Origin of the sequence: Thioalkalivibrio sp. ALE25 (assembly GCF_000377285.1) — a bacterium.
In the GTDB taxonomy this organism is placed as follows: Bacteria; Pseudomonadota; Gammaproteobacteria; order Ectothiorhodospirales; family Ectothiorhodospiraceae; genus Thioalkalivibrio.
The window spans coordinates 1-23,851 of record NZ_KB897934.1; the positions used below are offsets into that span (position 1 = coordinate 1).

20 protein-coding genes are annotated in these 23,851 nt (G+C 67.2%); 7 read left to right on the plus strand and 13 right to left on the minus strand.

The annotated features are described in order from the left end of the window. The 3 genes from C996_RS0109785 to mgtE (C996_RS0109795) all read right to left on the minus strand — a co-directional run. The coding region (locus tag C996_RS0109785; RefSeq protein ID WP_026279278.1) for a transposase at window positions 1–195 on the minus strand (195 nt) is incomplete at its 3' end. 434 nt (window positions 196–629) lie between these two features. Beyond that, on the minus strand, window positions 630–1,988 hold the full coding sequence (mgtE, locus tag C996_RS0109790; RefSeq protein ID WP_018867266.1) for a magnesium transporter: 1,359 nt from the start codon (window positions 1,986–1,988) through the stop codon (window positions 630–632). A gap of 12 nt (window positions 1,989–2,000) precedes the next feature. Then, window positions 2,001–3,359: a magnesium transporter gene (gene mgtE, locus C996_RS0109795; RefSeq protein WP_018867267.1), complete on the minus strand. Its 1,359-nt coding sequence runs from the start codon at window positions 3,357–3,359 to the stop codon at window positions 2,001–2,003. Window positions 3,360–3,810: 451 nt separating this feature from the next. Between mgtE (C996_RS0109795) and C996_RS0109800 the strand changes: the two genes are divergently transcribed. The 3 genes from C996_RS0109800 to C996_RS0109810 all read left to right on the plus strand — a co-directional run bounded on the left by C996_RS0109800 (window position 3,811) and on the right by C996_RS0109810 (window position 8,341). Continuing rightward, entirely contained in the window at window positions 3,811–4,527 is a 717-nt protein-coding gene (locus tag C996_RS0109800) for an ABC transporter ATP-binding protein (RefSeq protein WP_018867268.1), read from the plus strand. Beyond that, on the plus strand, window positions 4,524–7,064 hold the full coding sequence (locus tag C996_RS0109805; RefSeq protein WP_018867269.1) for an ABC transporter permease: 2,541 nt from the start codon (window positions 4,524–4,526) through the stop codon (window positions 7,062–7,064). The genes C996_RS0109800 and C996_RS0109805 overlap by 4 nt, the downstream gene beginning before the upstream one ends. A gap of 137 nt (window positions 7,065–7,201) precedes the next feature. Next, window positions 7,202–8,341 carry a lipocalin-like domain-containing protein gene (locus C996_RS0109810; RefSeq protein ID WP_018867270.1) on the plus strand — a complete coding sequence of 380 codons (1,140 nt, stop codon included), beginning with the start codon at window positions 7,202–7,204 and terminating at the stop codon, window positions 8,339–8,341. 293 nt (window positions 8,342–8,634) lie between these two features. Here the strand turns inward: C996_RS0109810 and C996_RS0109815 are convergent, their stop codons facing one another. Then, window positions 8,635–8,835, minus strand: coding sequence for a PA3496 family putative envelope integrity protein (locus C996_RS0109815; protein ID WP_018867271.1), 201 nt, complete (start codon window positions 8,833–8,835; stop codon window positions 8,635–8,637). Window positions 8,836–9,049: 214 nt separating this feature from the next. On the opposite strand from C996_RS0109815, the gene msrP reads away from it, so the two are divergent. Together msrP and C996_RS0109825 are read left to right on the plus strand one after the other, a co-directional pair. Further along, on the plus strand, window positions 9,050–10,027 hold the full coding sequence (gene msrP / locus C996_RS0109820; protein ID WP_019592804.1) for a protein-methionine-sulfoxide reductase catalytic subunit MsrP: 978 nt from the start codon (window positions 9,050–9,052) through the stop codon (window positions 10,025–10,027). A gap of 12 nt (window positions 10,028–10,039) precedes the next feature. Then, complete coding sequence (locus tag C996_RS0109825) at window positions 10,040–10,687, plus strand: sulfite oxidase heme-binding subunit YedZ (protein WP_018867273.1); 648 nt, start codon at window positions 10,040–10,042, stop codon at window positions 10,685–10,687. Window positions 10,688–10,851: 164 nt separating this feature from the next. On the opposite strand, the gene argF is transcribed toward C996_RS0109825, so the two are convergent. From argF to C996_RS0109840, 3 genes are all read right to left on the minus strand, one after another. After that, the gene (argF, locus tag C996_RS0109830; RefSeq protein ID WP_018867274.1) at window positions 10,852–11,781 is read right to left on the minus strand and encodes an ornithine carbamoyltransferase; all 930 of its coding nucleotides are present in this window, start codon (window positions 11,779–11,781) and stop codon (window positions 10,852–10,854) included. Continuing rightward, the gene (locus C996_RS0109835; RefSeq protein ID WP_018867275.1) at window positions 11,778–12,974 is read right to left on the minus strand and encodes an acetylornithine transaminase; all 1,197 of its coding nucleotides are present in this window, start codon (window positions 12,972–12,974) and stop codon (window positions 11,778–11,780) included. The genes argF and C996_RS0109835 overlap by 4 nt, the downstream gene beginning before the upstream one ends. Window positions 12,975–13,076: 102 nt before the next feature. Beyond that, the gene (locus tag C996_RS0109840; RefSeq protein ID WP_018867276.1) at window positions 13,077–13,658 is read right to left on the minus strand and encodes a superoxide dismutase; all 582 of its coding nucleotides are present in this window, start codon (window positions 13,656–13,658) and stop codon (window positions 13,077–13,079) included. Between the two features lie 172 nt (window positions 13,659–13,830). Between C996_RS0109840 and C996_RS0109845 the strand changes: the two genes are divergently transcribed. Beyond that, window positions 13,831–15,333 carry a DASS family sodium-coupled anion symporter gene (locus C996_RS0109845; protein WP_018867277.1) on the plus strand — a complete coding sequence of 501 codons (1,503 nt, stop codon included), beginning with the start codon at window positions 13,831–13,833 and terminating at the stop codon, window positions 15,331–15,333. A 179-nt stretch (window positions 15,334–15,512) separates the two neighbouring features. Beyond that, a complete protein-coding gene (locus C996_RS0109850; RefSeq protein ID WP_018867278.1) occupies window positions 15,513–17,423 on the plus strand; it encodes a methyl-accepting chemotaxis protein in 1,911 nt (636 codons plus the stop codon). 430 nt (window positions 17,424–17,853) lie between these two features. Here C996_RS0109850 and C996_RS0109855 read toward each other — a convergent pair whose 3' ends face one another. The 6 genes from C996_RS0109855 to pstA all read right to left on the minus strand — a co-directional run bounded on the left by C996_RS0109855 (window position 17,854) and on the right by pstA (window position 23,849). Then, window positions 17,854–18,681, minus strand: a complete 828-nt coding sequence (locus C996_RS0109855) for an amidohydrolase family protein (RefSeq protein WP_018867279.1) — start codon at window positions 18,679–18,681, stop codon at window positions 17,854–17,856. A 22-nt stretch (window positions 18,682–18,703) separates the two neighbouring features. Beyond that, entirely contained in the window at window positions 18,704–19,138 is a 435-nt protein-coding gene (locus tag C996_RS0109860; RefSeq protein WP_018867280.1) for a glutathione S-transferase N-terminal domain-containing protein, read from the minus strand. Window positions 19,139–19,579: 441 nt separating this feature from the next. Beyond that, window positions 19,580–20,185 (minus strand): DsrE family protein, encoded by a 606-nt coding sequence (locus C996_RS0109865; protein WP_018867281.1) that lies wholly within the window; start codon window positions 20,183–20,185, stop codon window positions 19,580–19,582. Window positions 20,186–20,252: 67 nt separating this feature from the next. Then, complete coding sequence (gene phoU, locus C996_RS0109870; protein ID WP_018867282.1) at window positions 20,253–20,975, minus strand: phosphate signaling complex protein PhoU; 723 nt, start codon at window positions 20,973–20,975, stop codon at window positions 20,253–20,255. Window positions 20,976–21,001: 26 nt separating this feature from the next. Next, a complete protein-coding gene (pstB, locus tag C996_RS0109875) occupies window positions 21,002–21,832 on the minus strand; it encodes a phosphate ABC transporter ATP-binding protein PstB (protein WP_018867283.1) in 831 nt (276 codons plus the stop codon). Between the two features lie 349 nt (window positions 21,833–22,181). After that, entirely contained in the window at window positions 22,182–23,849 is a 1,668-nt protein-coding gene (gene pstA / locus C996_RS0109880) for a phosphate ABC transporter permease PstA (RefSeq protein ID WP_018867284.1), read from the minus strand. Between the last annotated feature and the right edge of the window lie 2 nt (window positions 23,850–23,851).

A 23,851-nucleotide genomic window follows, 5' to 3' on the forward strand; every position in this document is an offset into this window, starting at 1 on the left:
GTAGTACCCGGCCCGGTAACCCAGGCGGCCCTCGGTGCGCTCGCCCGGCGCCGCCTGGAGCTGGTCGCTCATCTCGGCCTCCAGGACCTGCTGGACCGCCTCGCGCACCAGCGTGCGCATCAGTTCCTCGTCTGTCCCCAAAAGCGCTCGCAGTGACGTGCGATCCGCAGTAGCCTGGCTCTTGTGAGTGGTCATGGTCTCGCCCTCCTTGAGGGGTTCAGGTGGTCGCTAACCAACCCGAATACCATGGCCGCTCACCTCCTGCCAGCTTCTGCACACAACTCAGCACACTACTGGGCTGTTGCCGATTTCGTCGTTGTTCTGGGTGGTCCTCGGTGGTGGTGCGGGATGCGGTGGGTTTCGCTCATCGGTGGAGATCCCGGCTCTTCGGGTTACTGGGCGCGGGTCTACGAGAAGCGCTCCGGGATCTCAGGCCGATTGCTTCGTCGCTCTGCTCCTCGCAATGACGGGTTTCTTTTGGCAGGGGCTTCGCGGGCGAGCCCGCTCCCACGAAGGGCGTTGCCAGAAGGGGGGCGCCCGCGGGGAGGGTGGTGTTTCGGTGCCGGCCTGGCGTTGGCAGGGGCTTCGCGTGCGAGCACGCTCCTACAGGGAGGACGGGGGCTGCGGAGCTAGAGGCCGAGGATGGTGACGGCGGTGGCGAAGTAGATGGTGATGCCGACGACGTCGACGACGGAGGTGATGAGCGGGGCGCTGGCGACGGCCGGGTCGACCCCGAAGCGGGTGAGGGTGAAGGGGAGTAGCAGGCCGAACATGGAGCCGAACAGGACGACCAGGAACATGCCCAGCGCGATGGCGTTGGCGACCTCGAGGCTGCCGAGCCAGTTGCCGGAGAGCCAGATGGCGCCGGCGAGGGTGGCGCCCAGCGCGGAGGCGACGAGGATCTCCTTGCCGCCGAGGCGCCACCAGTCCTGGAGTTTGATGTCGTTGGTGGCCAGTGAGCGCACGACGAGCGTGGAGGCCTGCGCGCCGGCGTTGCCCCCGGTGGCGATGACCATGGGCAGGAAGAAGATCAGCGCGACCACGGTCTCGATGGCGGCCTCGAAGTGGGCGATGGCCATGCCGGAGAGGATGTTCACGGCGACCAGGATCACCAGCCAGCCGATGCGCTTGCGGTAGAGGAGCTGCATGCTGGCGTCGCGCAGAGAGAGCACGACGTCGCCGACCGCGGCCATGCGGTGGAAGTCCTCGGTGGTCTCCGCGCGCAGCACGTCCATTACGTCGTCGACGGTGATGATGCCGAGGAGGTGGCCGTCGTCGTTCACGACCGGGAGCACGTCCAGGTCGTAGTGGGAGATGCGGTGGGCGGCCTCTTCGCGGTCTTCCTCCGCCGCGATGCTGACGACATCTGTGTGCATGCGTTCGCGCACGCTGGTGGAGGGACGCGACAGCAGCAGTTCTTTCAGGCGGACCCAGCCCAGCAGCTCGCCATTGGGGGTGATCACGAAGATGGTGTTGACGGTCTCGGCCAGATCGCTGTGTTCCCGCAGGTGATCCATGGCCTCGGCCACGGACCAGTCCGGCTGGACGGTCGCGAACTCGGGCGTCATCAGGCGCCCGGCGCTCTCCTCCGGGTAGCCGAGCAGGGTCTCCAGGGCCTCCTGGTCGTCGTCCGGGAGGGTCTCGAGCAGGGATTCGGCCTCTTTGTCCTCCAGGCCGTCGATGACGGATACGGCGTCGTCGTAGGACAGCGCGGCAACCAGGCGGCTGGCGTGCGCGTCGTCCAGGGCCTGGAACACCCGTGACTGATGGTCCGGTTCCAGGTGGGCGTAGATATCCGCCGTGCACTCGACGTCCAGGCGCTGGAAGAAGGCCTCCATCCGCTCGGCCGGCAGGGCCTCCAGCGCGTCGGAGAGGTCCGGTGCGGCGTAGGAGCCGCAGATTGCCTGCAGGACGTCCGCCTCCGGTTCGTCCAGAGCGTCGGCGATAACCTGCGGCAGGGTCTCGAGATCGGGTTCGGTGGCGCTCATGCGCGGGTTCTCTTACGGAGTCGCCAGGCCGAGCAGGGCTACGGCCAGCGAGAAGTAGATCAGGATACCGCCGATGTCGGCGAGCGAGGTGACCAGCGGGACGCTGGCCGTGGCCGGATCGAGGCGGAGCTTGTTCAAGACCACCGGCAGGAGCATGCCGAGGATGCTGGCCACGGTGACGATGACGGTCATGGCCAGGGCGACCAGCAGTGCGATCTCCGGGCCGCCGCGCCAGAGGCCGACCAGCGAGACCGCCACGCCCATGCTGACGCCCAGGGTCACGGAGACACCCATCTCCTTGGCCCACAGCTTGAGCCAGTCGCGGGCGGTGACCTCGCCAGTGGCCATGGCACGCACCATCAGCGTGGAGCTTTGCGCGCCTGCGTTACCACCGGAGGCGATCAGCAGCGGGAGGAAGAACACGAGTACCACCACCGCTTCGATGATCTCTTCGTACTGGGAGATCATCATGGCGCCGATGGTATTGAAGGCCACCAGGCCCAGCAGCCAGCCGATCCGCTTGCGATAGAGCAGGAACGGGCTCGCCTCCTGCGGCGACAGGGGCAGGGTGCCCACCGAGCCCAGCTTGTGGAAGTCCTCGGTGGATTCGGCCTCGATCAGGTCCATTACGTCGTCCACCGTGACCACGCCCAGCAGCTCGCCGGTCTCGCCCACCACCGGGAGGGTCTCCAGGTCGTAGTGCTGGATCCTGCGAGCGGCTTCGACCGCGTCCTCGGAGACCGCGATGGTAATCGGCTCGGCCTCGTCCAGCAGGTCGCGCACCGGGCTGTCGGCACCGGCGCGCAGGAAGTGGCGGATGGGCACGGCGGCCAGGAGGACGCGGTCCTGGTCGACCACGAAGATCACGTTGTTGGAGTGCTCGTCGGCGTTGCGGCGGATGAAGGCCAGGGCGCGCTTGAGGGTCCAGTCGGGGTCCACCGCGACCACGTCCGGCGACATCACGCGGCCGACCGAGTCCTCCGGATAGTTGAGCTGCTTGAGCGCCCGGCGGATGGCGCGGAACGGCAGCAGGCGCAGGTAGCCGCGCAGCGTGTCCGGGTCCAGGGTCTGCAGGAGGGCGGTGAGGTCGTCCGCCTCCATCTCGGAGAGGATGAAGCGGGCATCCTCGCGCGGGGAGGCCTCCAGCAGGCGGATCTGATGTGCCGTGTCGAGGTAGGCGAAGACGTCCGCCTTGCGCCCGGGCGGCAGCAGGTTGAACACGGCGCAGAGGTCGTCGTCGCCCAGCTCCATCAGCGCGTGGGCGATATCCTGCACGCGCATGTAGTCGAGCAGTTCGTGGAGCCCGTCGCGGTCGTCCAGACGCAACAGCTCCTTCAGCTCGATGATGGACTGTTCGAGGTGAAGCTCCATGCCCTTCTCCCGGCGGCATCGGGGCGCTCGGAGTGGACTGTGCTCGGGCACAGACCGGCGAGGCGCCGCACGGATGCGGTGGATGGTCCAGGTTCGGGTCGGGCTGGGCCCGGCCGCTCCCGGCTCTTTGATCAAAGAGGCCTGACGGAAGCGACCGGTCGGGGAACGGGCGCTTGCCGCTAGGCGCGGATAGATCGACTTCGTGATCGACGTTTCAAGGCGTGTTCCCGCGTGTGAAGATGCTGCTTATTCTAACGGATGACGGGCCTCAATCAACCGCTTGTGCGGGGTTTTGAAACATTCATCTACTCTTCATGGTCTGCAGGGGGGCAGAGGGTGTGGGGTGTTCAATGAGGATTGTTCGCCTGCGAGCAGGCTCCTACGGGGGGCTTCCCCTGCCGGGTAGGAGCCTGCTCGCAGGCGAAGATTCGTGTGATTGAGAAGGTGTGCGATGGAGCAACAAGGCTCGGTAGAAGGCGCGGTGCTGTCGCTGACCGATGTGGCGTTTGCCTACCCCGGCGAGGGGGAGGTGCTGCATGGGGTGGATTTCGCGCTTCGCGCCGGGGAGCGGGTGGCGATCGTCGGCGAAAGCGGCAGCGGCAAGTCCACCCTGCTGCATCTCGCGGCCGGGCTGGAGGCGGCGGCGCGCGGCCAGGTGTACCTGACGGGGCAGGCGCTGGCGGGGCTGGACGAGGCGGCGCGCACGCGCCTGCGGCGGGGCCGCGTGGGGATCGTGTTCCAGTCGTTTCACCTGATTCCGACGCTGACCGTGCTGGAGAATGTGATGCTGCCACTGGAGCTGGCGACAGACTTGTCTGCCGGCGAACGCCGCGAGCGCGCCGCGGTGCAGCTGGAGGCGGTGGGGCTGGGTGACAAGAGCGGGCGGTATCCGGAGACCCTGTCCGGGGGCGAGCAACAACGCGTCGCGATCGCGCGGGCGCTGGTCCACGAACCCGCGCTGATCCTGGCGGACGAGCCCACCGGCAACCTCGACTCGCGCACCGGCGAGACGGTGTTTGCCCTGTTGCTGGAGCAGGTTCGGGCCACCGGTTGTTCGTTGCTGCTGGTGACCCACAGTCATGAACTGGCGGGTCGGCTGGACCGGGTTCTGACCATGCGCGACGGGCTTCTGCAGTCGGCCGGTTCCACGGAAGCCGCTCCCGCATGAGCCTTCTGGTCCTGCGAGCCTGGCTGCGCGACTGGCGCCGGCGGCCGCTGCAGCGGTTGCTGACGCTGGTGGGGGTGATCATTGGCGTGGCCGTGGTGCTCGCGGTGGACCTGGCGAACCAGTCGGCCCAGCGGGCGTTTGACCGCTCCATGGATGAGGTTGCAGGCGCTGCGACGCACCAGCTACTCGGGCCGGCAAGCGGGTTCGACGAGGCCTTCTACCGCGAGCTACGCATGGCCGGGTGGCGCGATACCGCTCCCATCGTGGAGGGGCCGGCCCGTTTGCCGGACGGCAGCACGATCTATGTGCTGGGCGTCGATCCGCTGGCCGAGGGGCCGTTTCGCGGCGCGGCTTCGGATATCGGGGATGCCCCGGTGCAGCGGCTGGTGACCGAGCCGGGGACGATTCTGCCGCCGGTGGGCTGGTTCCGCGATTCGGGCCGGGCTCATGGGTCGCGTGTGACGCTGGAGGCGGCGGGGGGTGCGCGCGAGGTGACGGTCATTGATCGCGCGGCCGAGCGCGACCAGGCGGACGCCGCGACCGATGAGGGTGGTGGCTCGCTGTGGGTGACGGATATCGCCACGGCGCAGGGGCTGCTCGACCGGCTGGGGCGGCTGGATCGGATCGATGTGCGGCTGACGGATGCCGAGGTCGATGTGCTGGCCGAGGCTCTGCCCGCCGAACTGGAGCTGGTGCCGGTGGAGAGTCGTGGGCAGGCCGCGCGCGAGCTGGCGCAGGCATTTCGCACCAACCTGACGGCGATGAGCCTGCTGGCACTGCTGATCGCGGCGTTCTTGATCTACAACACGCAGACCTTTGCCGTGCTCCGGCGCCGCGAGGTGATCGCGAGTCTGCGCCTGGTCGGTGTGGGCCGGCGGGCGATCTTCGGCGTGGTGTTGCTGGAGGCGTTGCTGGTCGGCGTGATCGGGACGCTGCTGGGCGCGCTACTGGGCATTGCGCTGGCGCAGGTGCTGGTGGCGCAGGTGGCGCAGACCGTCACGGATCACTTCTTCGCGGTGGCAGTAACCGGGGTGACGCCACGCCCACTGGCCCTGGGGGCGGTATTCCTGCTGGGAGTGGGGCTGTCGCTGGCGGCGGCGCTGGCCCCTGCCTGGGAGGCGGCGCGCGCGGCCGGTGCGGGCAGCACGGGGCGCGGGGGGCTGGAGCGCCGTGCCCGTCGCTGGGCGGCATGGCTGGCTGTGCTGTCCATGGCGCTGTTGCTCGCGGGGGGTGGTTTGATCGTCACCGGTGCGGGGGCGCTGGTGGGCGGCTTCGTGGCGTTGTTCCTGTTGATTGCCGGATTGGTGTTGCTGCTGCCCTGGGTACTGGTGTGGACGCTGCGCGGGCTGGCGGCGCTGGTTCGCGGGGTGACCCTGCCGCGCATCGCGGTGCGCAGCCTGGAGCGCAGCCTGTCGCGCAGCGCGCCTGCTACCTCGGCGCTGACCCTGGCGCTGGCGGCAGCGATCGGCGTGGCGGTGATGGTCGGCAGCTTTCGCGGCAGTGTGGAGCAGTGGCTGGGCCAGGCGCTGACGTCGGATCTTTACGTGGTGCCCGCGGCGCCGGCTTCGGCGCGCGGTGGTGCGCGTCTGCCCGAGGACTGGATGGCCGGCCTGGTGGCGCGCTCGGGAGCCGTGTCGGTCAGTAGCGGGTCCAGTCAGGAGGTCGTCAGCGAGCGCGGCCTGGTCGATCTCTATGTGGTGCGACCGCATGCCAACTGGCTGGATTATCTGCCGCTTTTGGAGAGCACGGTGGCGCGTGAAGCGCTGGGGGAGCGGCTCGCGACAGAGGATGCGGTGCTGGTGACCGAGCCGTTTGCGGCGCACCACGACGTTCGGCCGGGGGATCGGCTGTCGCTGGCGGTGCCCGGCGGCCAGCGCCCCTTCGAAGTCCTCGGGATCTACCGTGATTACGGCAACCCGAGCGGTACTGTGCTGATGACCCAGGCGGCCTTTGTCCGGGCGGGCATGCCACCCGATGGAGTGGGGTCGTTCGGGCTGCGGCTGCCGGCGGGAGTGGATGTGGAAGCGGTCGTGGAACGCCTGGAAGCCTGGCTGGCAGAGCAGGACCGCCCAGCCCTGGTGACGCGCCCGGGCGATATCGAGCAGGAGTCGATGGCGATCTTCGACCGGACGTTTGCCATTACCCATTTGCTGCGGGTGATCACGCTGGTGGTGGCCTTCATCGCGATCCTGGGCGCGCTCATGGCGTTGCAGATGGAGCGGGCGCGCGAGTTCGCCACGCTGCGCAGCCTCGGGCTGTTGCCCGGGGGCGTGCGTAGTCTGGTCGTGCTGCAGGGCGGGGTACTCGGCACGTTTGCCGCGCTGGCGGCGATCCCGCTGGGGCTGGGCATGGGCTGGCTGCTGATCGAGGTGATCAACCGCGAGGCCTTCGGCTGGGGGATGGACCTGCGTCTGCCCTGGGACGAGGTGGTCGAGACCGTGCTGCTGGGCATCGGAGCGGCATTGCTGGCCTCGGCCATCCCGGCGTGGCGAATGGCGCGCATGCGGCTGGTGCCGGCCCTTAGAGAGGTGCCGTGATGGACTGGATGAGGCGTTGGTTGGGACATGTGGGAGCGGGCTTGCCCGCGAATGGGGTTTGGCAGGGTCCAGCGCGGGCAGGGGCTTCGCCTGCAAGCAGGCTCCCACTGGGGCTGCGCCTGCGCCTGCGGGTGGTTATGGTGCTGATGATGGTGGGGGTGTTGGGCGCCTGCGGGGGTGTGGATCCGCCCGAGACCGATGATCCGGGGGTGACCGGATTGCGGGTGGGCGAGGCCCTGGGCGGGGAGGAGACGGACGGGTTCCGGCGTGCGGATGCGCCGCGGGTGTTCGAGTTTCCGCGTGATCACGGGCCGCACCCGGGGTTTCGCAACGAGTGGTGGTATGTGACCGGCAATCTCGACGGGCCGGAGGGCGAGCGGCTGGGCTTTCACATCACCTTCTTCCGCGTCGGGCTGGCGCCGGAGCTGGCGGGGGATGCGCGCTGGCACGACTCGGCCTGGGCCAGCCCGGATATCTGGATGGCGCATACGGCGGTGATCGACCGCGAGGCCGGGCACCATGCCTCCGAGGAGCGCTTCGTGCGCGACGGGGCGGGGCTGGCGGGGGCCACGGAGCCGGTCGGCCGCGTGTGGGCCGAGGACTGGCAGCTCGCGGATATGGACCAGGACCGCTGGACGCTCGACTTCAGCGTGGATGACTACCGGCTGGCGCTGGAACTGGAGCCCCTGCGTGGCCCGGTGCTCCAGGGCGAGGCGGGGCTCAGCCAGAAGGGCCCGGAGCCGGGCAATGCCTCCTACTACTACTCCATGCCCCGTATCGCGGTGCGCGGGGAGGTCGAGCGCGCGGAGCTCGGGCGCCTGGCGGTGACCGGTCAGGCCTGGATGGACCGCGAGTGGAGCACCAGTGCGCTGTCCGAGGATCAGGTGGGCTGGGACTGGTTCGCGTTGCAGTTCGACGACGGGCTGGACGTCATGTACTACCAGCTGCGCAAGGAGGGAGGCGAGCCGCATCCGCTGTCCAAGGGCCGCTGGATGCCGGCGGACGCCGAAGATCGGCTTCTGGAGCCCGATCAGGTCGAACTGGAGCCCCGGCGCTGGGCCACACAGCCCTCCGGCAATCGCTATCCGGTGGAGTGGGCCATGCGCATCGCGCCGCCGGACGGCTCGGCGTCACGCGAATTCACCGTGCGCGCCATCCGCGACGAACAGGAGATGGATACCGTGATCCGCTACTGGGAGGGCGCCGTGGATATCCTCGATCCGGACGGAGAGGCGATCGGGCGAGGCTTTGTGGAGCTGACGGGGTACGAGGACTAGGGCGTTTCGACCACAGAGCGCACAGAGGACACAGAGAACAGCCAGGTCAAAAGCGAAAAGCTTTCACAGGAAGATTGGAAGATCGGAAGGTTTTTTGGGTCCGGCAGTGCTGCGTCGGAGGCAGGATCAGCCCTCGCGCGCTGGGGGTGCCCGGGCGCCCCACAACAAGCCTTCCTACCTTCCAATCTTCCTGTTAATCGCTTTCGACCCGGCCTCTCTCCGTGTCGTCTGTGCCCTCTGTGGTGCAACAGGGCTGCTTGCAGGAGAAGGGTGGCGCGAGGCCACCCCGGGGGTCACCAGTCCATCGCCTCGTGCGGGATGTCGAGGTCGAAGTCGTCCTGAAGATGGGCGCGCAGGGCGCGTTCTTCCATCAGGCGTTCCAGGGTGCGGCGGGCGGCGTGACGCGCCGGGCCGCGGTCGTTCACGAGCTGAGTGTCGAACAGGCTGGCGATCTCGTCGGCGCCATCGGCCGCATCATCGATCGTCGGGTCCATTGTCGGGTCTCCTAACAAGCCGGCCGGGCCACCCCGGACTGCGGTATCAGAAAAGCCTTATATATCGTTTAGGCCGGCCCGCAAGCAGAAAATTCTTATTGTTCCTCGTTTTCCCTTATGGAGTACGCGATCCGAACTCGAGCGGGCGCTGCTGGTCCATGGTGCACGAGTGGCGGCGTTTCCCGTCGCCGCCGAACAGTTGCGAGGGCAGGCCATGCTGATCCGCACCCGACGTCGTTCCGAGTGTTCCCGTAGCGAGATTACGCCGCCGGAGATCTACGCGCGGCGGCGCGATTTCCTGCGAACGGGGATCGGGCTGGGCGCTGGTCTGGCGCTCGGTGGGCTGGGCGCGGCGCTGCCGGCCTCCGCCGCCCTGCGGGGGTATCCGCTGGAATTCGAACCCAGCGATTTCTCGACCGACGAGTCGAAGACCTCGTACGACGAGATCACCAGTTACAACAACTTCTTCGAGATGGGCCCGGGGAAGGGGGATCCGAAGACCTACGCCGATCAGCTGAAGACCGATCCCTGGACGATCACCGTGGACGGGCTGTGCGACAACCCGGGTGAGTACGCGGTGGAGGACTTCATCAGCCCCTGGTCGCTGGAGGAGCGCATCTATCGCATGCGCTGTGTGGAAGGCTGGTCGATGGTGATCCCCTGGATCGGCTTCGAGTTGAACCGCATCATCGAGCAGGCGCAGCCGCGCGGGGGTGCGCGCTACGTGGCGTTCGAGAGTATTCACGACCCCGAAAACCTGCGGGGGCAGCGGCCCCGGCGCCGGGCCAGTTCCGGTGGGCTGCAGTGGCCCTATACCGAGGGCCTGCGCCTGGACGAGGCGATGCACCCGCTGACCATCCTCGCTGTGGGTCTGTACGACGAGGTGCTGCCCAACCAGAACGGGGCGCCGATCCGGCTGGTGGTACCGTGGAAGTACGGCTTCAAGAGCATCAAGTCCATTCAGCACATCCGCTTCGTCGAGGACCAGCCACCGACCCTGTGGAACCAGGCGCAGCCTGACGAGTACGGCTTTTACAGCAACGTGAATCCGGACGTGGATCATCCGCGCTGGTCGCAGCGCACCGAGCGCCGCATCGGCGAGTTCCGGCGCCGGCGCACGGAGATGTTCAACGGTTACGGGGACGAGGTGGCGTCGCTGTACGAGGGCATGGACCTGCGCGAGCACTTCTGACGGGATGGGGGCATGACCGCCACAACCCGTCGAGCCCGGTCCCGTCCGCCCACCGGTGTGTGGTGGGCCGTCCTGTTGGTGGCGCTTCTGCCGGCCATGTGGATCGGCTTGCGTACGCTTGGCTGGTTCGGCGGGTTGGGTGTGAACCCGATCGAGAAGCTGCTGGAGCTATCCGGCACGCACGCGATGATCGCGCTGCTGGTGGCGTTGGCGGTGACCCCGTTGCGGCAGATGACCGGGCTGGCGTGGCTCACCCGGTTGCGGCGGATGCTGGGGCTGGTCGCGTTCGGTTACGTGACCGCGCACGCCCTGATCTGGCTGGGGGTGGACCTGTTCTTCGACTGGGAACTGGTGCTCTACGACCTGACCGAGCGCCCGTTCGTGATGGTCGGTTTCGCCGCCTGGGTGATCCTGCTGGCGCTGGCGGTCACCTCCACCGATGGTGCCCAGCGCTGGCTGAAGAAGGGGTGGGTCTGGCTGCACCGCGGTGTGTACGTGGCCGGCGTACTGGCTATCCTGCATTTCCTGTGGCTCGCGCGGGCCGACTATGCCGAGGTCGCGCTGTACGCGGCCATCCTGGCCTTCCTGCTCGGCTGGCGCGTCGTCTACCGCTGGCAGACCCGCCGGCGCCTCCATGCCCGCCGCCGCGCGCCCGCCTGAAGGTTCAGGTCAAGGGCGTTTCACAGGAAGATGGGAAGACAGGGAGGTTTTGATTGTGGGGGCCGAGATTTCGCCCACCGCGCGATGCTAGCCGCCGCGCCGGGGATGCCACCTCACCAATAACCCTTCCTAACTTCCCATCTTCCTGTTAACGCTTTTCGCCCTTACGGAGCGCGCTGGTCGGCGTTGAGGGTGATGAGGAATTCGAGCAGGGCCTTCTGGGCGTGGAGGCGGTTTTCGGCCTCGTCCCAGACGACGCTTTGTGGGCCTTCCAGGACGTCGGTGGAGACCTCTTCCTCGCGGTGCGCCGGCAGGCAGTGCATGAACAGGGCGTCGTCGTTGGCGAGCTGCATCAGGTCGGCATCGACGAAAAAGCCGGAGAAGGCCCGGCGCCGGGCGCTCTTTTCCTGTTCCTGCCCCATGCTGGCCCAGACGTCGGTGACGACCAGATCCGCACCCTCGGCGGCGGCGCGGGCATCGCGGGTCAGCTCGAAGTGTTCGCGCGTGGTATCGACCACACTGGGCTCCGGGTCGTAGCCCTCGGGGCAGGCGGCCACCAGCTGGAAGCCCAGCAGGCGCGCGGCGTACATGTAGCTGTGGCACATGTTGTTGCCGTCGCCGATCCAGGCGACGCGCTTGCCGCGGATGTCGCCGCGATGCTCGAAGTAGGTCTGCAGGTCGGCCAGCAGCTGGGCCGGATGCTCGAGATCGGTCAGGCCGTTGATCACCGGCACCGTGGCGTGCTTGGCGAACAGCTCGATCTTTTCGTGTTCGTAGGTGCGGATCATCACGCAGTCGACCATGCGCGAGAGCACGCGGGCGGTGTCCTCGATCGGCTCGCCGCGCCCCAGCTGGGTGTCGCGCGGGGACAGGAACAGGGCGTTGCCGCCCAGCTGCTGCATGCCCACTTCGAACGACACGCGGGTGCGGGTGGAGGACTTCTCGAAGATCATGCCGAGCGTCTTGCCGCGCAGCAGGTCATCGTGGTGCTCGCCGGCCTTCAGTTGCTGCTTGAGCTCGATGGCGCGCTGCAGCAGGGCCCGGGTTTCGTCGCCGGAGAGATCCAGGAACGAGAGGTAGTGGCGTGGGTTCATGCGGAGACCTCGTTGGCTTGGGGCGACGCCAGGAACGCGTCCACCAGGTCGGCTACGGTTACGGCGATCTGTTCCACCTGGTCGTCGTCGATGATCAGCGGCGGCAACAGGCGAATGACCCGATCCGCGGTCACGTTCAGGATCAGCCCCCGCTCCAGCGCCGCCATGACCAGCTCGCCGGCCGGGCGGTCCAGTTCGACCCCGATCATCAGACCGCGGCCACGCACGGCGACGACGCCCGCATGGTCCGCGAGGCGGTCGCGCAGTCGGTTCAGCAGGAGCTCGCCCTGACGGGACGCCTGTTCGCACAGGGCCTCGTCCTGCATCACATCGAGTACGGCCAGCGCCGCCCGGCACACCAGCGGGTTGCCGCCAAACGTGGTGCCGTGCATGCCCGGGCTGAAGAGCTCGCGGGCGGCACCGGCCACCAGATTGGCGCCAATGGGGATGCCGTTGCCGAGACCCTTGGCCAGGCTGACCACATCCGGGGTGATGCCCTCGTGCTGGAAGGCGAACCAGTGCCCGGTACGGCCGATGCCGGCCTGGATCTCGTCCAGCATCAGCAGCCAGCCGTGCTGGTCGGCCAGTTCGCGCAGGCGGCGCAGGTAGCCGGGCGGCGGGACATGTATGCCGCCCTCGCCGGTGACCGGCTCCACCAGGATCGCGACGACGTCCGGGTCGGCCGCCAGGGCTTCGACGGCCTCGGCGTCGCCGTGGGGCACATGCACAAAGCCCGATACCAGCGGCTCGAATCCGGCCCGGACCTTCGCGTTGCCGGTGGCGGACAGGGTGGCCATGGTGCGGCCATGGAAGCTGCCTTCCATCACCACGATCTTCGGCTCGGCGATCCCGCGGGCACGGCCATGCAGGCGGGCGAGCTTGATCGCCGCCTCGTTGGCCTCGGCCCCCGAGTTGCAGAAGAAGGCGCGATCCATGCCGGACAGTGCGCACAGGCGCCGCGCCAGCTGTTCCTGCAGCGGGATGCGGTAGAGGTTGGATGTGTGCACCAGGGTGCTGGCCTGGTCGCAGACGGCCTGGGCGACCTTGGGATGGGCGTGGCCAAGGCCACACACCGCGATCCCCGACAGGGCGTCGAGATAGCGCTTGCCGTCGGTATCCCACAGCCAGGCGCCTTCGCCGCGCTCGAAGGCAACGGGCAGGCGCTTGTAGGTGTTCTGCAGGGCGTCGCTCATGGGGTTCTCCGAAACCAAAGAGCCGGCGGAGGGCCGCCGGCTCGATGAAAGGCGCGGCCGCGTCATGCGGCCAAAGGCGCCTAGTTTAGTCCGCTTGGGACTTTACTTCATCTGCTGGGCCACAAAGTCCCAGTTCACCACGGCCCAGAAGTTCTCGAGGTACTTCGGGCGGGCGTTGCGGTAGTCGATGTAGTAGGCGTGTTCCCAGACGTCGCAGGTCAGCAGCGGGGTCTTGCCGTCGCGCAGCGGGTTCGCGGCGTTGGAGGTGTTGACGATCTCCACCGAGCCATCATTGTTCTGCACCAGCCAGGTCCAGCCGGAGCCGAAGTTGCCAACGGCGGACTCGTTGAACTTCTCCTTGAAGGCGTCGAAGGAGCCGAAGGCGCTGTTGATGGCATCGGCCAGCTTGCCCGAGGGCTCGCCGCCGGCGTTCGGGGCCATGCAGTTGAAGTAGAAGGTGTGGTTCCAGACCTGGGCGCCGTTGTTGAAGATGCCGCCGGCCGGGGCCTTCTTGATGATGTCTTCCAGCGTGGCGTTTTCGAACTCGGAGCCCGGCAGCAGGCCGTTCAGCTTGGTCACGTAGGTCGCGTGGTGCTTGTCGTGATGGTATTCCAGCGTCTCGGCGGAGATGTGCGGCTCCAGCGCGTTCTTGGCGTAGGGCAGATCGGGCAGTTCGTAGGCCATGAAAGACTCCTTGGACAGTGTCGTGAGAAACTGCTGTGGCAGCGTCCCGAAACGGGGACGCCGCATAACGGGACAACGATAGTCACGTTGCCCGGACGATGCAATTTCCGATGGTACGGGTTGGTTTTGGCCCGGGCCGTATACCCTGATGCTTCACCGACGAAAGAGGCCCATGGCAGCGACCGAGGACACGGCAGGGCAACGCGACACCCAACCGGAAAAGACCCCTCCGGTGAACTGGCGCGGGCGCATCGGTCTGTTGCTGGGGCCGGCGATCTTCGTCATCTTCCTGCTGGTGCCGGCCCCGGCGGGGTTCGATCCGGCGGCCTGGCGGGTTCTGGGCCTGACGCTGTTCATGGCGACCTGGTGGATCAGCGAGGCCCTGCCGCTGCCGGTGACGGCGCTCCTGCCGATCGCGGTCCTGCCGGTGCTCGACATCGTGCCCATGGACGAGGCCACCGCGCCGTACGCGAATCCGATCATTTTCCTGTTCATGGGCGGCTTCGCCATTGCCCTGGCCGTGCAGCGCTGGGATCTCCACCGGCGCATGGCGCTGGCGATCGTGGCGCGCGCCGGCAATCGCCTGCATGTGCTGGTGGGGGCCTTCATGCTGGCCACGGCGGGGTTGTCCATGTGGGTCAGCAATACCGCGACGGCGGCCCTGATGCTGCCGATCGCGCTCTCGGTGCTGGGGCTGATCGAGCGCGGCGCGCCGCCACAGGGGCAGGACATGGAGTCGCGACGCCCGGCCCTGGCGCTCCTGCTGGGCATCGCGTTCGCCGCGAACATCGGGGGCATGGCGACCATCATCGGTTCGCCGCCGAATGCCCTGACGGCCGCGTACCTCGGCGATCGCCACGGGATGGAGATCGGGTTCCTGGAATGGATGACCTTGGGGCTGCCGCTGGCGGCGGTGTTGCTGGCCCTTGCGTGGTGGTCGCTGACTCGCTGGGTGTTTCCGGTGCACCGGGTGGAGCTGAACGGTCTGCGCGCGCTGCTGGACGAACAGCGCGCGACCGTGGGCCCCTGGTCGGTCGCGGAAAAGCGGGTGGCCGGGGTGTTTCTGCTGGTTGCGCTGGCCTGGCTGACACGGCCGCTGCTCGAGGGCTGGCTGCCGATCTCGCTGACCGATGCCGGCATCGCGATCCTCGGGGCCGGGTTGCTGTTCTTGGTGCCGTCGGGGTCGCGCGAACAGCGCCGACTGCTGAGCTGGGACAACACGCGCGAGCTCCCCTGGGGCGTGCTGTTGCTGGTAGGCGGGGGCTTGAGCCTGGGTGCGGCGATCGAGTCCAGCGGGCTGGCGGAGCTGGCGGCGGACGCCCTGGTGATCGCCCAGGCCTGGCCGCTGATCCTGATCATGGCCGGGGTGGCGCTCCTGACCATGACCCTGAGTCATGTGACGAGCAATACCGCGACAGCGGCCACGCTGTTGCCGCTGGTGACCGCGTTCGCGCTGAGCATGGACGTGCCCGTGCTGTTGCTGGCCCTGCCGGTGGCGTTTGCCGCGTCGGTGGCCTTCATGCTGCCGGTGGCGACGCCACCCAACGCCATCGTGTTCGCCAGCAACCGGCTGCGGGTGCTGGACATGGTGCGTGGCGGGGCATTGCTCTCGGTGCTGGCGCTGGTGCTGATCAGCCTGGTGGTCTACGCGTTTGCCGAGATTCTGTTGTTGTAGCCCGTCTGAGCGCGGAGCTCGGAAGCGGCCCACCGAAGCAATCTTGTCCCCTGAGAACCTGTGGGGAAGAAAGTACCTTCGTATTCAAGTTTTAGGATTCGCCGCCGCTAGGAAGGACGACTGACCTGAATCTTGATTCTGAAGCCGGCCGTGACCGGTCTAGGAAAGGACGCGCAGACATGTTTGAGAATATCCGGATTGGTGTACGGCTCATGGTGGGCATCATCGGCGTGGTCGTACTCGCCGTGGTGCTGACGCTGGTGGTGGTGATGAACGCCCTGGGCACGATGGCGGATCGCGCCGAACAGCGCGAGCTGAACGACCTGGCCGGACAGTTGCTGGATCGGCTGGACCAGGAGGCGGCGCGGGCCACGGCGATGGCCGAGACGGTCGCCCGCATCCCGGATGTCCAGGAGGCACTGGCCACGGGTGATCGCGAGCGCCTGGCCGCGATGACCGTGCCGACCTTCGAGTCGCTGAGCACGGACTACGGAGTGCGCCAGTACCAGTTCCATACGCCGCCGGCGACATCCTTCCTGCGCGTGCATCGTCCGGACCGCTACGATGACGACCTGTCCGGCTTCCGCCAGACCGTGGTCGATACCAACAACAATCAGGCGCCGATCTCCGGTCTGGAAGAGGGTGTGGCGGGCCTCGGGATTCGAGGTGTCGTGCCGATCGCCCATGATGGCGAACACGTGGGCTCGGTGGAGTTTGGCCTGTCCTTCGGTGATCCCTTCTTCGAGCAGTTTACCGAGGAGCTGGGGGCGCCGGTCGCGCTGTACCTGCGGGACGACGGACGTTTCAGCCGCTTTGGCGGCACCATCGATGGCGAGGCCACCTTCAGCGCCGCCGAGATGCGCGAGGTGCTCGGCGGCGAGCGACACGTGCGCAACGTGACCTACCAGGGCAAGCCGATGGCGGTGATCGCGCGGCCGGTGATGGACTTCTCCGGGGACGCGGTGGGCGTCCTCGAGCTGATGGTCGATCGCAGTGCCTATGTCGACATGGCGCGCAATGCCACAGGTACCGTGGTGATGGTCGGCGTGATTGCTGTGGTCCTGGGCGCGCTGCTGGCCTGGTTCCTGACGCGCAGCATCGTGCGGCCGTTGTGCCAGACCGTGGACCGTCTGAACGACATCGCTAGTGGCGAAGGGGACCTGACGCGTCAGCTGAAGGTATCCGGCAAGAACGAGCTGGGGGATCTCTCCATCGCTTTCAATAACTTCGTGGAGAAGATCCGGGTGCTGATCCAGCAGGTGGCGGCCGGTTCCGACCAGGTAGCGGCCGCGGCCAACGAGCTGTCCGCGACCAGCGAGGAGACCAACGAGCAGGTCCGCCGCCAGAAGGCGGAGACCGACCAGGTCGCCACCGCGATGAACGAGATGACGGCCACCGTGCAGGAAGTGGCCCGGAATGCGGCGGACGCCGCCGCCGCCGCGCAGACCACCGATCAGGATGCGAACGCCGGCCAGCAGGTGGTGCAGAAGACGGTCACCGCGATCAATGGCCTGTCCACTCAGGTGGACAGCGCCGCCGAGGTGGTCAGTCGTCTGTCGCAGGACGCCGAGGAGATCAACAAGGTCCTCGAGGTGATCGGCGACATTGCCGATCAGACCAACCTGCTGGCGCTGAACGCGGCGATCGAGGCCGCCCGCGCCGGCGAGCAGGGCCGTGGCTTCGCGGTGGTGGCGGACGAGGTGCGCACGCTGGCCAGCCGCACTCAGGACTCGACCCACGAGATCCAGCAGATGATCGAGCGGGTCCAGACCGGCACGCGCGAGGCGGTGCAGGCGATGGAAGACGGCCGTGCCAAGGCCCACGAGAGCGTGGAGCAGGTGAACCTGGCCGGCGAGTCGCTGGTCGCGATTACGCAATCCGTCACCCGCATCAGCGACATGAACACGCAGATCGCCAGCGCCGCCGAGGAACAGTCCACGGTGGCCGAGGAGATCAACCGCAACGTGGCCAACATCACCGAGGTGCTGGATCAGACCGCGTCGGGTTCGGAGCAGATCCGCAATGCGTCCGAGGAGCTGTCCAAGCTGGCCTCCGAGCAGCAGCAGCGCGTGGGTCAGTTCAAGGTCTGATCACGATCAGGTGCCGGGAGCCGAGCCCGCCATCCTTTTGGGGTGGCGGGCTTTTTCATGCGTGTGTGGTTGAACGGCTTGGTTCACCACGAAGTGCACGAAGGCACGAAGAAGGGCTGGGTCGAGGGCGAAAACCGGTCTACAGGAAGAGGAGAAGATTGGAAGCGAGATTGATGGGGTAGTGGATCGGGCACGGTCTGACGGGGAGGGTTGGTTGGAGGCCTGGTGCTCGAGCGGACGCGGGCGGGGGCTTCGCGGGCGAGCCCGCTCCCACAGGGGGCTCGGCCGGCGGGCTGGACGGGTCACGGCGTCGGCCAGGCCCCGGGCGGTTTTAGCCGATTCATCCTTCGAATCTTTCGGCCTTCCTGTGAATCGCCCTTGACCTGGCCCTTCTTCGTGCCTTCGTGCGCTTCGTGGTGAATCCAGGCCCTTACTGGGCGGGAAAGAGCCTTTCGCCGTTCTCCCATGCGATCGCGCGGGCGACGTCCTCGGGGAGTTGTTCCAGCCAGGCGCGGGTCTCGTCCTTCAGGCGCGTGTACTGTTCCCAGCGGGTGCGCGTGAAGGTGTCCACGCCGATCATGAAGCGGTCGGGGTGGGCCAGGAAGAGCTCGAACCAGGCGTCGTCGATCTGGCCGCCGGGATTGATGCGCGGGTTGCGCATGGACAGGTCCATGTTCATGCGCGGGTGGCGTTCGAGGTAGTCCTGCACCAGCGGCGGGTACGCGTAGCTGCCGGCATGGGCCCAGAGGATGCGGACCTCGGGATGGGTCGCGTAGGCGTGGTCGATTACGGCGGGGTCGCCGTGGATCATGATGGTGAGGTCGCGCGCCACGGCCAGGTCCAGCAGCTGCTCGAAACCGGGGGCGAAGCGGTCATCCGCCAGGATATGGAACTCGCCCAGGCCGCGCCATTTCACGTCGGATTCATCGAGCATGCGGGCGACGCGGTCGCCGAGATCCTCGACATGCATCCAGTCCATCTTCTTGCCCAGCCGCTGCGAAACCTCCAGGAACGGCACGATGCGCGTATCGGACCCGGCCTTGAGGCGGCGGATCAGATCGTCTTCGGGGGCCATGACGATGGCGCTGCGCACCTCGTTGGCGGCCAGGGTACGCGCGACGTCGCTAATGCCGAAGTGTGCGGCCTCGGCCGGCCGGTAGTGCAGGTGGGCGTCAAAGATCGGCGAAGCGGCGCTGGCCGCCGCGAATGGCAGGGTCAGCAGGAGCGCGAGCAGGGAACGACGGATGGAGTGATACATGGTCTTCGGCTGTCGCTCCGGGTCAGGAACGCGGCGGGGCGTCGGTGGCGGCGGCCGGCGCGGCCTGTTGCGGATCGAAGCGCTCGCGCAGGTAACGGATGATCGCGTCGGATTCGTACAGCCAGCGCACCGAGTGGTCGTCTTCCTCGATGCGCAGGCAGGGCACCTGGAGGCGGCCGCCCTCATTCTGCAGCTCCTCGCGCCATGGCCCGGCGGCCTGGGCGTTGCGCAGTTCGATGTCCAGCGAAAGCCGCTGCATGGCGCGTCGGGCCTTGATGCAGAACGGGCAGGCCGGGAAGTGATAGAGGGCCAGATGGCGGGTTTGCTCGTCGACCCGGGCCTGTTCGGCCGGGTCGCGCTCGATGCCGCGCGGGCGCGAGACGCGCTCCCCGATCAGCATGAACGGGGTCAGGATCAGGCGCACGCCACGGAAGAAGGTTCGGATCAGGAATCGCATGCGGAAAGCATGCCACAGGAGCCCGACGGCGTTACAGCATCCCGACGGCCAGAGTGTTAGTCATGCTGCTGCAAGGGCGGTTTAAGGGCGGATTCACCACGAAGCGCACGAAGGCACGAAGAAGGGGCGGGTCAAGGGCGGAGAATCGATTTACAGGAAGAGGGGAAGATTGGAAGAGATATGGATCGGGTAATGGGTCTGGCAGGGCCCGGCGGGGAGGGGTGTTTTGAAGGCCGGTGGCTGAGTGGGCGCGGGCGGGGGCTTCGCGGGCAAGCCCGCTCCCACAGGGGGTTGCCCGGTGCGTTTGCCGGGTTCCGGCCGGTTCTGGCCGATCCATCCTTCGCATCTTCCAGCCTTCCTGTGAACTGCCTTTGACTTTGACCTGGCCCTTCTTCGTGCCTTCGTGCGCTTCGTGGTGAAAAAGGTCTTTCAATCAGTAGGTCAGGGATTGCCGAAGTCGAACTGCCAGGGGTCCTGTTCGGGGGCGTCGAGCAGGGAGGGGCGCAGGCGGATGATCTCGAAGCCGAGCGCGCGGTAGTCGTCGAGGCGATCCGGGGCCAGATCGGCGACCTCCACGAAGTCGGCGAAGGCGTCGGCCTCGATGCCGCGCCAGTCTGCGAAGGTGCCACAGACGGCGACGCTTACGTCTTCGTCGCGCACCAGTGCCTCGACCTCGGCGTGCAGGCCGGGGTGCTGGCCGGCCTCGCCGCGGGTGAGGGTGAACTGCTCCGCGCCGTGGGCGACGATGGCCACCGGGAAATCCGGGTCGTCTTCGCGCAGCCGGGCGATGTTCGCGCGGATCTCGGGAAGCAGCGCGGCGAGTGCCGCGCGGTCATTCTCGATGATCTCGAAGACCACGCCGGCGGGGCGTTCGTCGCGCTCCAGCATCTCGAGTACGGCGGCCGAGGGTTCTCCCGCGGGCGCCTCTTCGGGTGCGCCGAGCGGGTTCGCGGCCAGCGCCGGCATCGCGCTCAGGATGCACAGGCACATGGCGACGAGCCCCCCGGAGCGGGACGCGAACGACTTGAGGAGGCTGTAGCTGCGCATGCCCCCATTGAAGCGGGCACCGGACCGGGACGCAAACGACCGTGTCCCGGGTGCGACGGGACCTGCCTCAGTGGCGGTCGCCGGTGGCCTCTTCGGCCATCTGGTCGTAGCTGGTGTGGCGCACGTCCTTGCCCTTGACGAAGTAGACGACGTATTCGCAGATGTTGCGGGCGCGGTCGCCGATGCGTTCCAGCGAACGGGTAGCCCAGATGATGTCCATCAGGCGCGGGACCGAATCCGGCGAGGCGGTCATCTGTTTCATCAGCTTCTGGGTGATGATCTCGTACAGGCTGTCGATCTGGATGTCCTGCTGCGCCACACGCACGGCCTGTTCAACATCCATACGGGCGAAGGCATCGAGAGCGCCGCGCGTCATCTCGCGGGCGTGCTCGCCCATGCTGGCGATGTCCGCCATCGGGGCGCTGTTGCGGTCCGCGTCCAGCAGGTGCAGGCCCATGCGGCCGACGCGCTCGGCCTCGTCGCCCATGCGTTCCAGGTCGGTGATGGTCTTGATCACCGCGATCACCAGGCGCAGGTCCGAGGCGGTCGGCTGGCGCCGCGCGAGGATGTGGGTGCATTCCTCGTCGATCTCGACCTCCTTGGCGTTGATCTGGTAGTCCGAGGTCATCACTTTTTCGGCGAGTTCGACATCCCCCTCGACCATCGCGTGGACAGCATCGGCGAGCTGCTGTTCGACCAGGCCGCCCATGGCCATCACCTGCTTGATGATGTCCTCCAGCTCGGCGTTGAACTGCTGCGAGATGTGCTGTTTGAAGAAGCTCTTGTCCATTGTGGTATCCCCTTGCGGTCGCGACGTCAGCCGAAGCGGCCGGTGATGTAGTCCTCGGTCTGCTTTTTCGCGGGCGAGGTGAACAGGGTGTCGGTGTCGGCGTATTCGATCAGTTCGCCCATGTACATGAAGGCGGTGTAGTCGGATACGCGCGCGGCCTGCTGCATGTTGTGGGTGACGATGACCAGCGTGTAGTCCTTCTTCAGCTCGATCATCAGTTCTTCGATCTTCAGCGTGGCCAGTGGGTCCAGCGCGGAGCAGGGCTCGTCCAGCAGCAGGACCTCGGGGTCGATCGCGATCGCGCGGGCGATCACCAGGCGCTGCTGCTGGCCGCCGGACAGGCCGAAGGCGTTCTCGTGCAGGCGATCCTTGACCTCGTCCCACAGCGCCGCGCGCTTGAGCGATTTCTCGACTACCTCGTCCAGCCGGCGCCGGTTCTTGACCCCCTGCAGGCGCAGGCCGTAGGCCACGTTCTCGTAGATCGACTTGGGGAACGGGTTCGGCTTCTGGAACACCATGCCGACGCGTCGGCGCAGCTCGGGGATGTCCACGGTCTTGTCGTAGATGTCCGCGCCGTCGAGCCGGATGGTGCCCTCGATGCGGGCTGCGTCGATCAGGTCGTTCATGCGGTTGAAGCAGCGCAGGAACGTGGACTTGCCGCAGCCGGACGGTCCGATGAACGCGGTGATGCGGTTTTTCGGGATGCGGATGTCGATCCCCTTGAGTGCCTGGTCCTCGCCGTAATAGAGCTTGAGGTCCTCCGCGGTCAGGCAGATGTCCTCGCGGTCGAGGTTCAGGCCGCGCGGGGCCTGGTTGTTCTGGGCCACGTTGACGGCGTGGGTCTGGGTGTCACTCATTTCGGGTACTCCATGGGGAATAGGGTTCGACGCAGCCCGTTATCGCGACGGTACGGAAAAGCACCGTCATCGCGAGGCGCGCAGCGCCGTGGCGATCTCCGTGGGTGGCCCGGGCGCTGGGCCCGACGGACGTCCGGGGTTGCGTCCGGAGGTTGCCACGGGTCCTGCGGACCCTCGCAATGACGGGAGAAGCCAGGCGTCATGGGGAGGCGCGCAGGGCCGTGGCGATCTCTGTGACGGACGCCGCAGGCGACTGGAGCGAACGTCGGGGTTGCGTCGCGAGGTTGCCGCGGCCCCTGCGGGGCCTCGCAATGACCGTGCCTGAGAGAGACGTTGTGCATGGCGCGTCTCAGTCGCTGTCGGCGCGGTACTTTTCGCGCAGGTGGTTGCGGATGGAGATCGCCGTGAGGTTGAGCACGATGATCAGCAGCACCAGGACCAGCGCGGTCGCGTAGACCAGTGGCCGGCCGGCCTCGACATTCGGACTTTTGAAGCCGACGTCGTAGATGTGGTAGCCGAGGTGCATGAAGGCGCGGTCCAGGTGGAGATACGGGAAGTTGCCGTCCACCGGGAGGTTGGGCGCCAGCTTGACCACGCCAACCAGCATCAGGGGGGCCACCTCGCCGGCGGCACGCGCCACCGCCAGGATCAGGCCGGTCATCATGGCGGGGGCGGACAGCGGCACGATCAGCCGCCATAGCGTCTCGGCCTTGGTGGCCCCGAGGGCCAGCGAGCCATGGCGGATGCTGCTGCCGATGCGGGTCAGGCCTTCCTCGGTGGACACGATCACCACGGGCAAGGTCAGCAGGGCGAGGGTCAGCGAGGCCCAGATGATCGCCGGCGAGCCGAAGGTCGGTGAGGGCAGGGCATCCTGGAAGAAGACCTGGTCGATGTTGCCGCCGATCAGGTAGACGAAGAAGCCCAGGCCAAACACGCCGAACACGATGGAGGGGACCCCGGCGAGGTTGTTCACCGAGATGCGGATGGTGCGCACCAGCGGCCCCTGCTTGGCGTATTCGCGCAGGTAGATGGCGGCCAGCACGCCGAACGGGGTCACCACGATGGACATCAGCAGCACCATCAGCACGGTGCCGAAGATCGCCGGCAGGATGCCGCCCTCGGTGTTGGCCTCGCGCGGGAAGCCGGTCATGAAGTCCCAGAAGTTGACCACGTAGTGGCCGAGCTTCTGCACGGTGCCCATGTCGTTCGGCCACCAGGCGTTCACGATCTGGGACAGGCTGATGCTGGAACGCTGGCCATCGGCGGTCTGCAGGGTGAGCGCGTAGCGGGCGACCTCCTGGCGCAGGCGGTTGCGCTCGGCCTCAAGTTCGCTGTACTCCGCATCCAGTGCCTCGCGCTCGGCCTGCAGGGCCTCATGGCGTTCGGAACGTTCCGCGTCGGAAAGCGCGGTGTCGCGCTCCAGGCCGCGTTCGGCCAGGCGGACCTGTTCCAGCGCGTGGTTGATACGGCCGATCTCGATGCGCTCGATGCGCTCGATCTTCTGCACCAGGGAGCGGGTTTCCGGGATGCGCGCCTCGAAGGCCTCGCGGGCCGCGCTGCCCTCGGCCACCACCTCGTCATCCACCCGGAACTCGCGGATGTAGCCGTAGAAGTTGCCCCATTGCAGGCGTTCCAGGGCCACGGCGTCCCGCGGGCGTTCCCACTCGGACATGAAGTCCTCTACGTACCAGCGGAAGTCGCGCGAATCGAGGTCGCGGTTGCCGCGCTTGATCAGGTGGCGGACCACGATCTCCTGGCCTTCCGGGACATCGAAGCCGGTCTCGCGCATGGCCTGGGCGGTCATGGTCTCGGAGCGCGACAGCTCGCCCATCACCCGGACGGGCTCGCTCTGCTCGGTGGTCTGGTACTCGAACTCGATGATGTCCGAGGGCCAGAAGAACGACAGGCCGTTGACCGCGATCATCATGATCAGCCCGAAGACCATCGTCAGCGACACCGCCACGGCGCCCGCGTTGAGCCAGATCCAGGGGGTGCCCGTTTTGAACCATTTATTCATCG

Excerpts from the sequence above, each read along its gene's own strand:
- mgtE (WP_018867266.1), bottom strand. The coding sequence starts at position 1,988 with ATGAGCGCCACCGAACCCGATCTCGAGACCCTGCCGCAGGTTATCGCC.
- mgtE (WP_018867267.1), bottom strand. The coding sequence starts at position 3,359 with ATGGAGCTTCACCTCGAACAGTCCATCATCGAGCTGAAGGAGCTGTTG.
- C996_RS0109800 (WP_018867268.1), top strand. The coding sequence starts at position 3,811 with ATGGAGCAACAAGGCTCGGTAGAAGGCGCGGTGCTGTCGCTGACCGAT.
- C996_RS0109805 (WP_018867269.1), top strand. The coding sequence starts at position 4,524 with ATGAGCCTTCTGGTCCTGCGAGCCTGGCTGCGCGACTGGCGCCGGCGG.
- C996_RS0109810 (WP_018867270.1), top strand. The coding sequence starts at position 7,202 with ATGGTGCTGATGATGGTGGGGGTGTTGGGCGCCTGCGGGGGTGTGGAT.
- C996_RS0109815 (WP_018867271.1), bottom strand. The coding sequence starts at position 8,835 with ATGGACCCGACGATCGATGATGCGGCCGATGGCGCCGACGAGATCGCC.
- msrP (WP_019592804.1), top strand. The coding sequence starts at position 9,050 with ATGCTGATCCGCACCCGACGTCGTTCCGAGTGTTCCCGTAGCGAGATT.
- C996_RS0109825 (WP_018867273.1), top strand. The coding sequence starts at position 10,040 with ATGACCGCCACAACCCGTCGAGCCCGGTCCCGTCCGCCCACCGGTGTG.
- argF (WP_018867274.1), bottom strand. The coding sequence starts at position 11,781 with ATGAACCCACGCCACTACCTCTCGTTCCTGGATCTCTCCGGCGACGAA.
- C996_RS0109835 (WP_018867275.1), bottom strand. The coding sequence starts at position 12,974 with ATGAGCGACGCCCTGCAGAACACCTACAAGCGCCTGCCCGTTGCCTTC.
- C996_RS0109840 (WP_018867276.1), bottom strand. The coding sequence starts at position 13,658 with ATGGCCTACGAACTGCCCGATCTGCCCTACGCCAAGAACGCGCTGGAG.
- C996_RS0109845 (WP_018867277.1), top strand. The coding sequence starts at position 13,831 with ATGGCAGCGACCGAGGACACGGCAGGGCAACGCGACACCCAACCGGAA.
- C996_RS0109850 (WP_018867278.1), top strand. The coding sequence starts at position 15,513 with ATGTTTGAGAATATCCGGATTGGTGTACGGCTCATGGTGGGCATCATC.
- C996_RS0109855 (WP_018867279.1), bottom strand. The coding sequence starts at position 18,681 with ATGTATCACTCCATCCGTCGTTCCCTGCTCGCGCTCCTGCTGACCCTG.
- C996_RS0109860 (WP_018867280.1), bottom strand. The coding sequence starts at position 19,138 with ATGCGATTCCTGATCCGAACCTTCTTCCGTGGCGTGCGCCTGATCCTG.
- C996_RS0109865 (WP_018867281.1), bottom strand. The coding sequence starts at position 20,185 with ATGCGCAGCTACAGCCTCCTCAAGTCGTTCGCGTCCCGCTCCGGGGGG.
- phoU (WP_018867282.1), bottom strand. The coding sequence starts at position 20,975 with ATGGACAAGAGCTTCTTCAAACAGCACATCTCGCAGCAGTTCAACGCC.
- pstB (WP_018867283.1), bottom strand. The coding sequence starts at position 21,832 with ATGAGTGACACCCAGACCCACGCCGTCAACGTGGCCCAGAACAACCAG.
- pstA (WP_018867284.1), bottom strand. The coding sequence starts at position 23,849 with ATGAATAAATGGTTCAAAACGGGCACCCCCTGGATCTGGCTCAACGCG.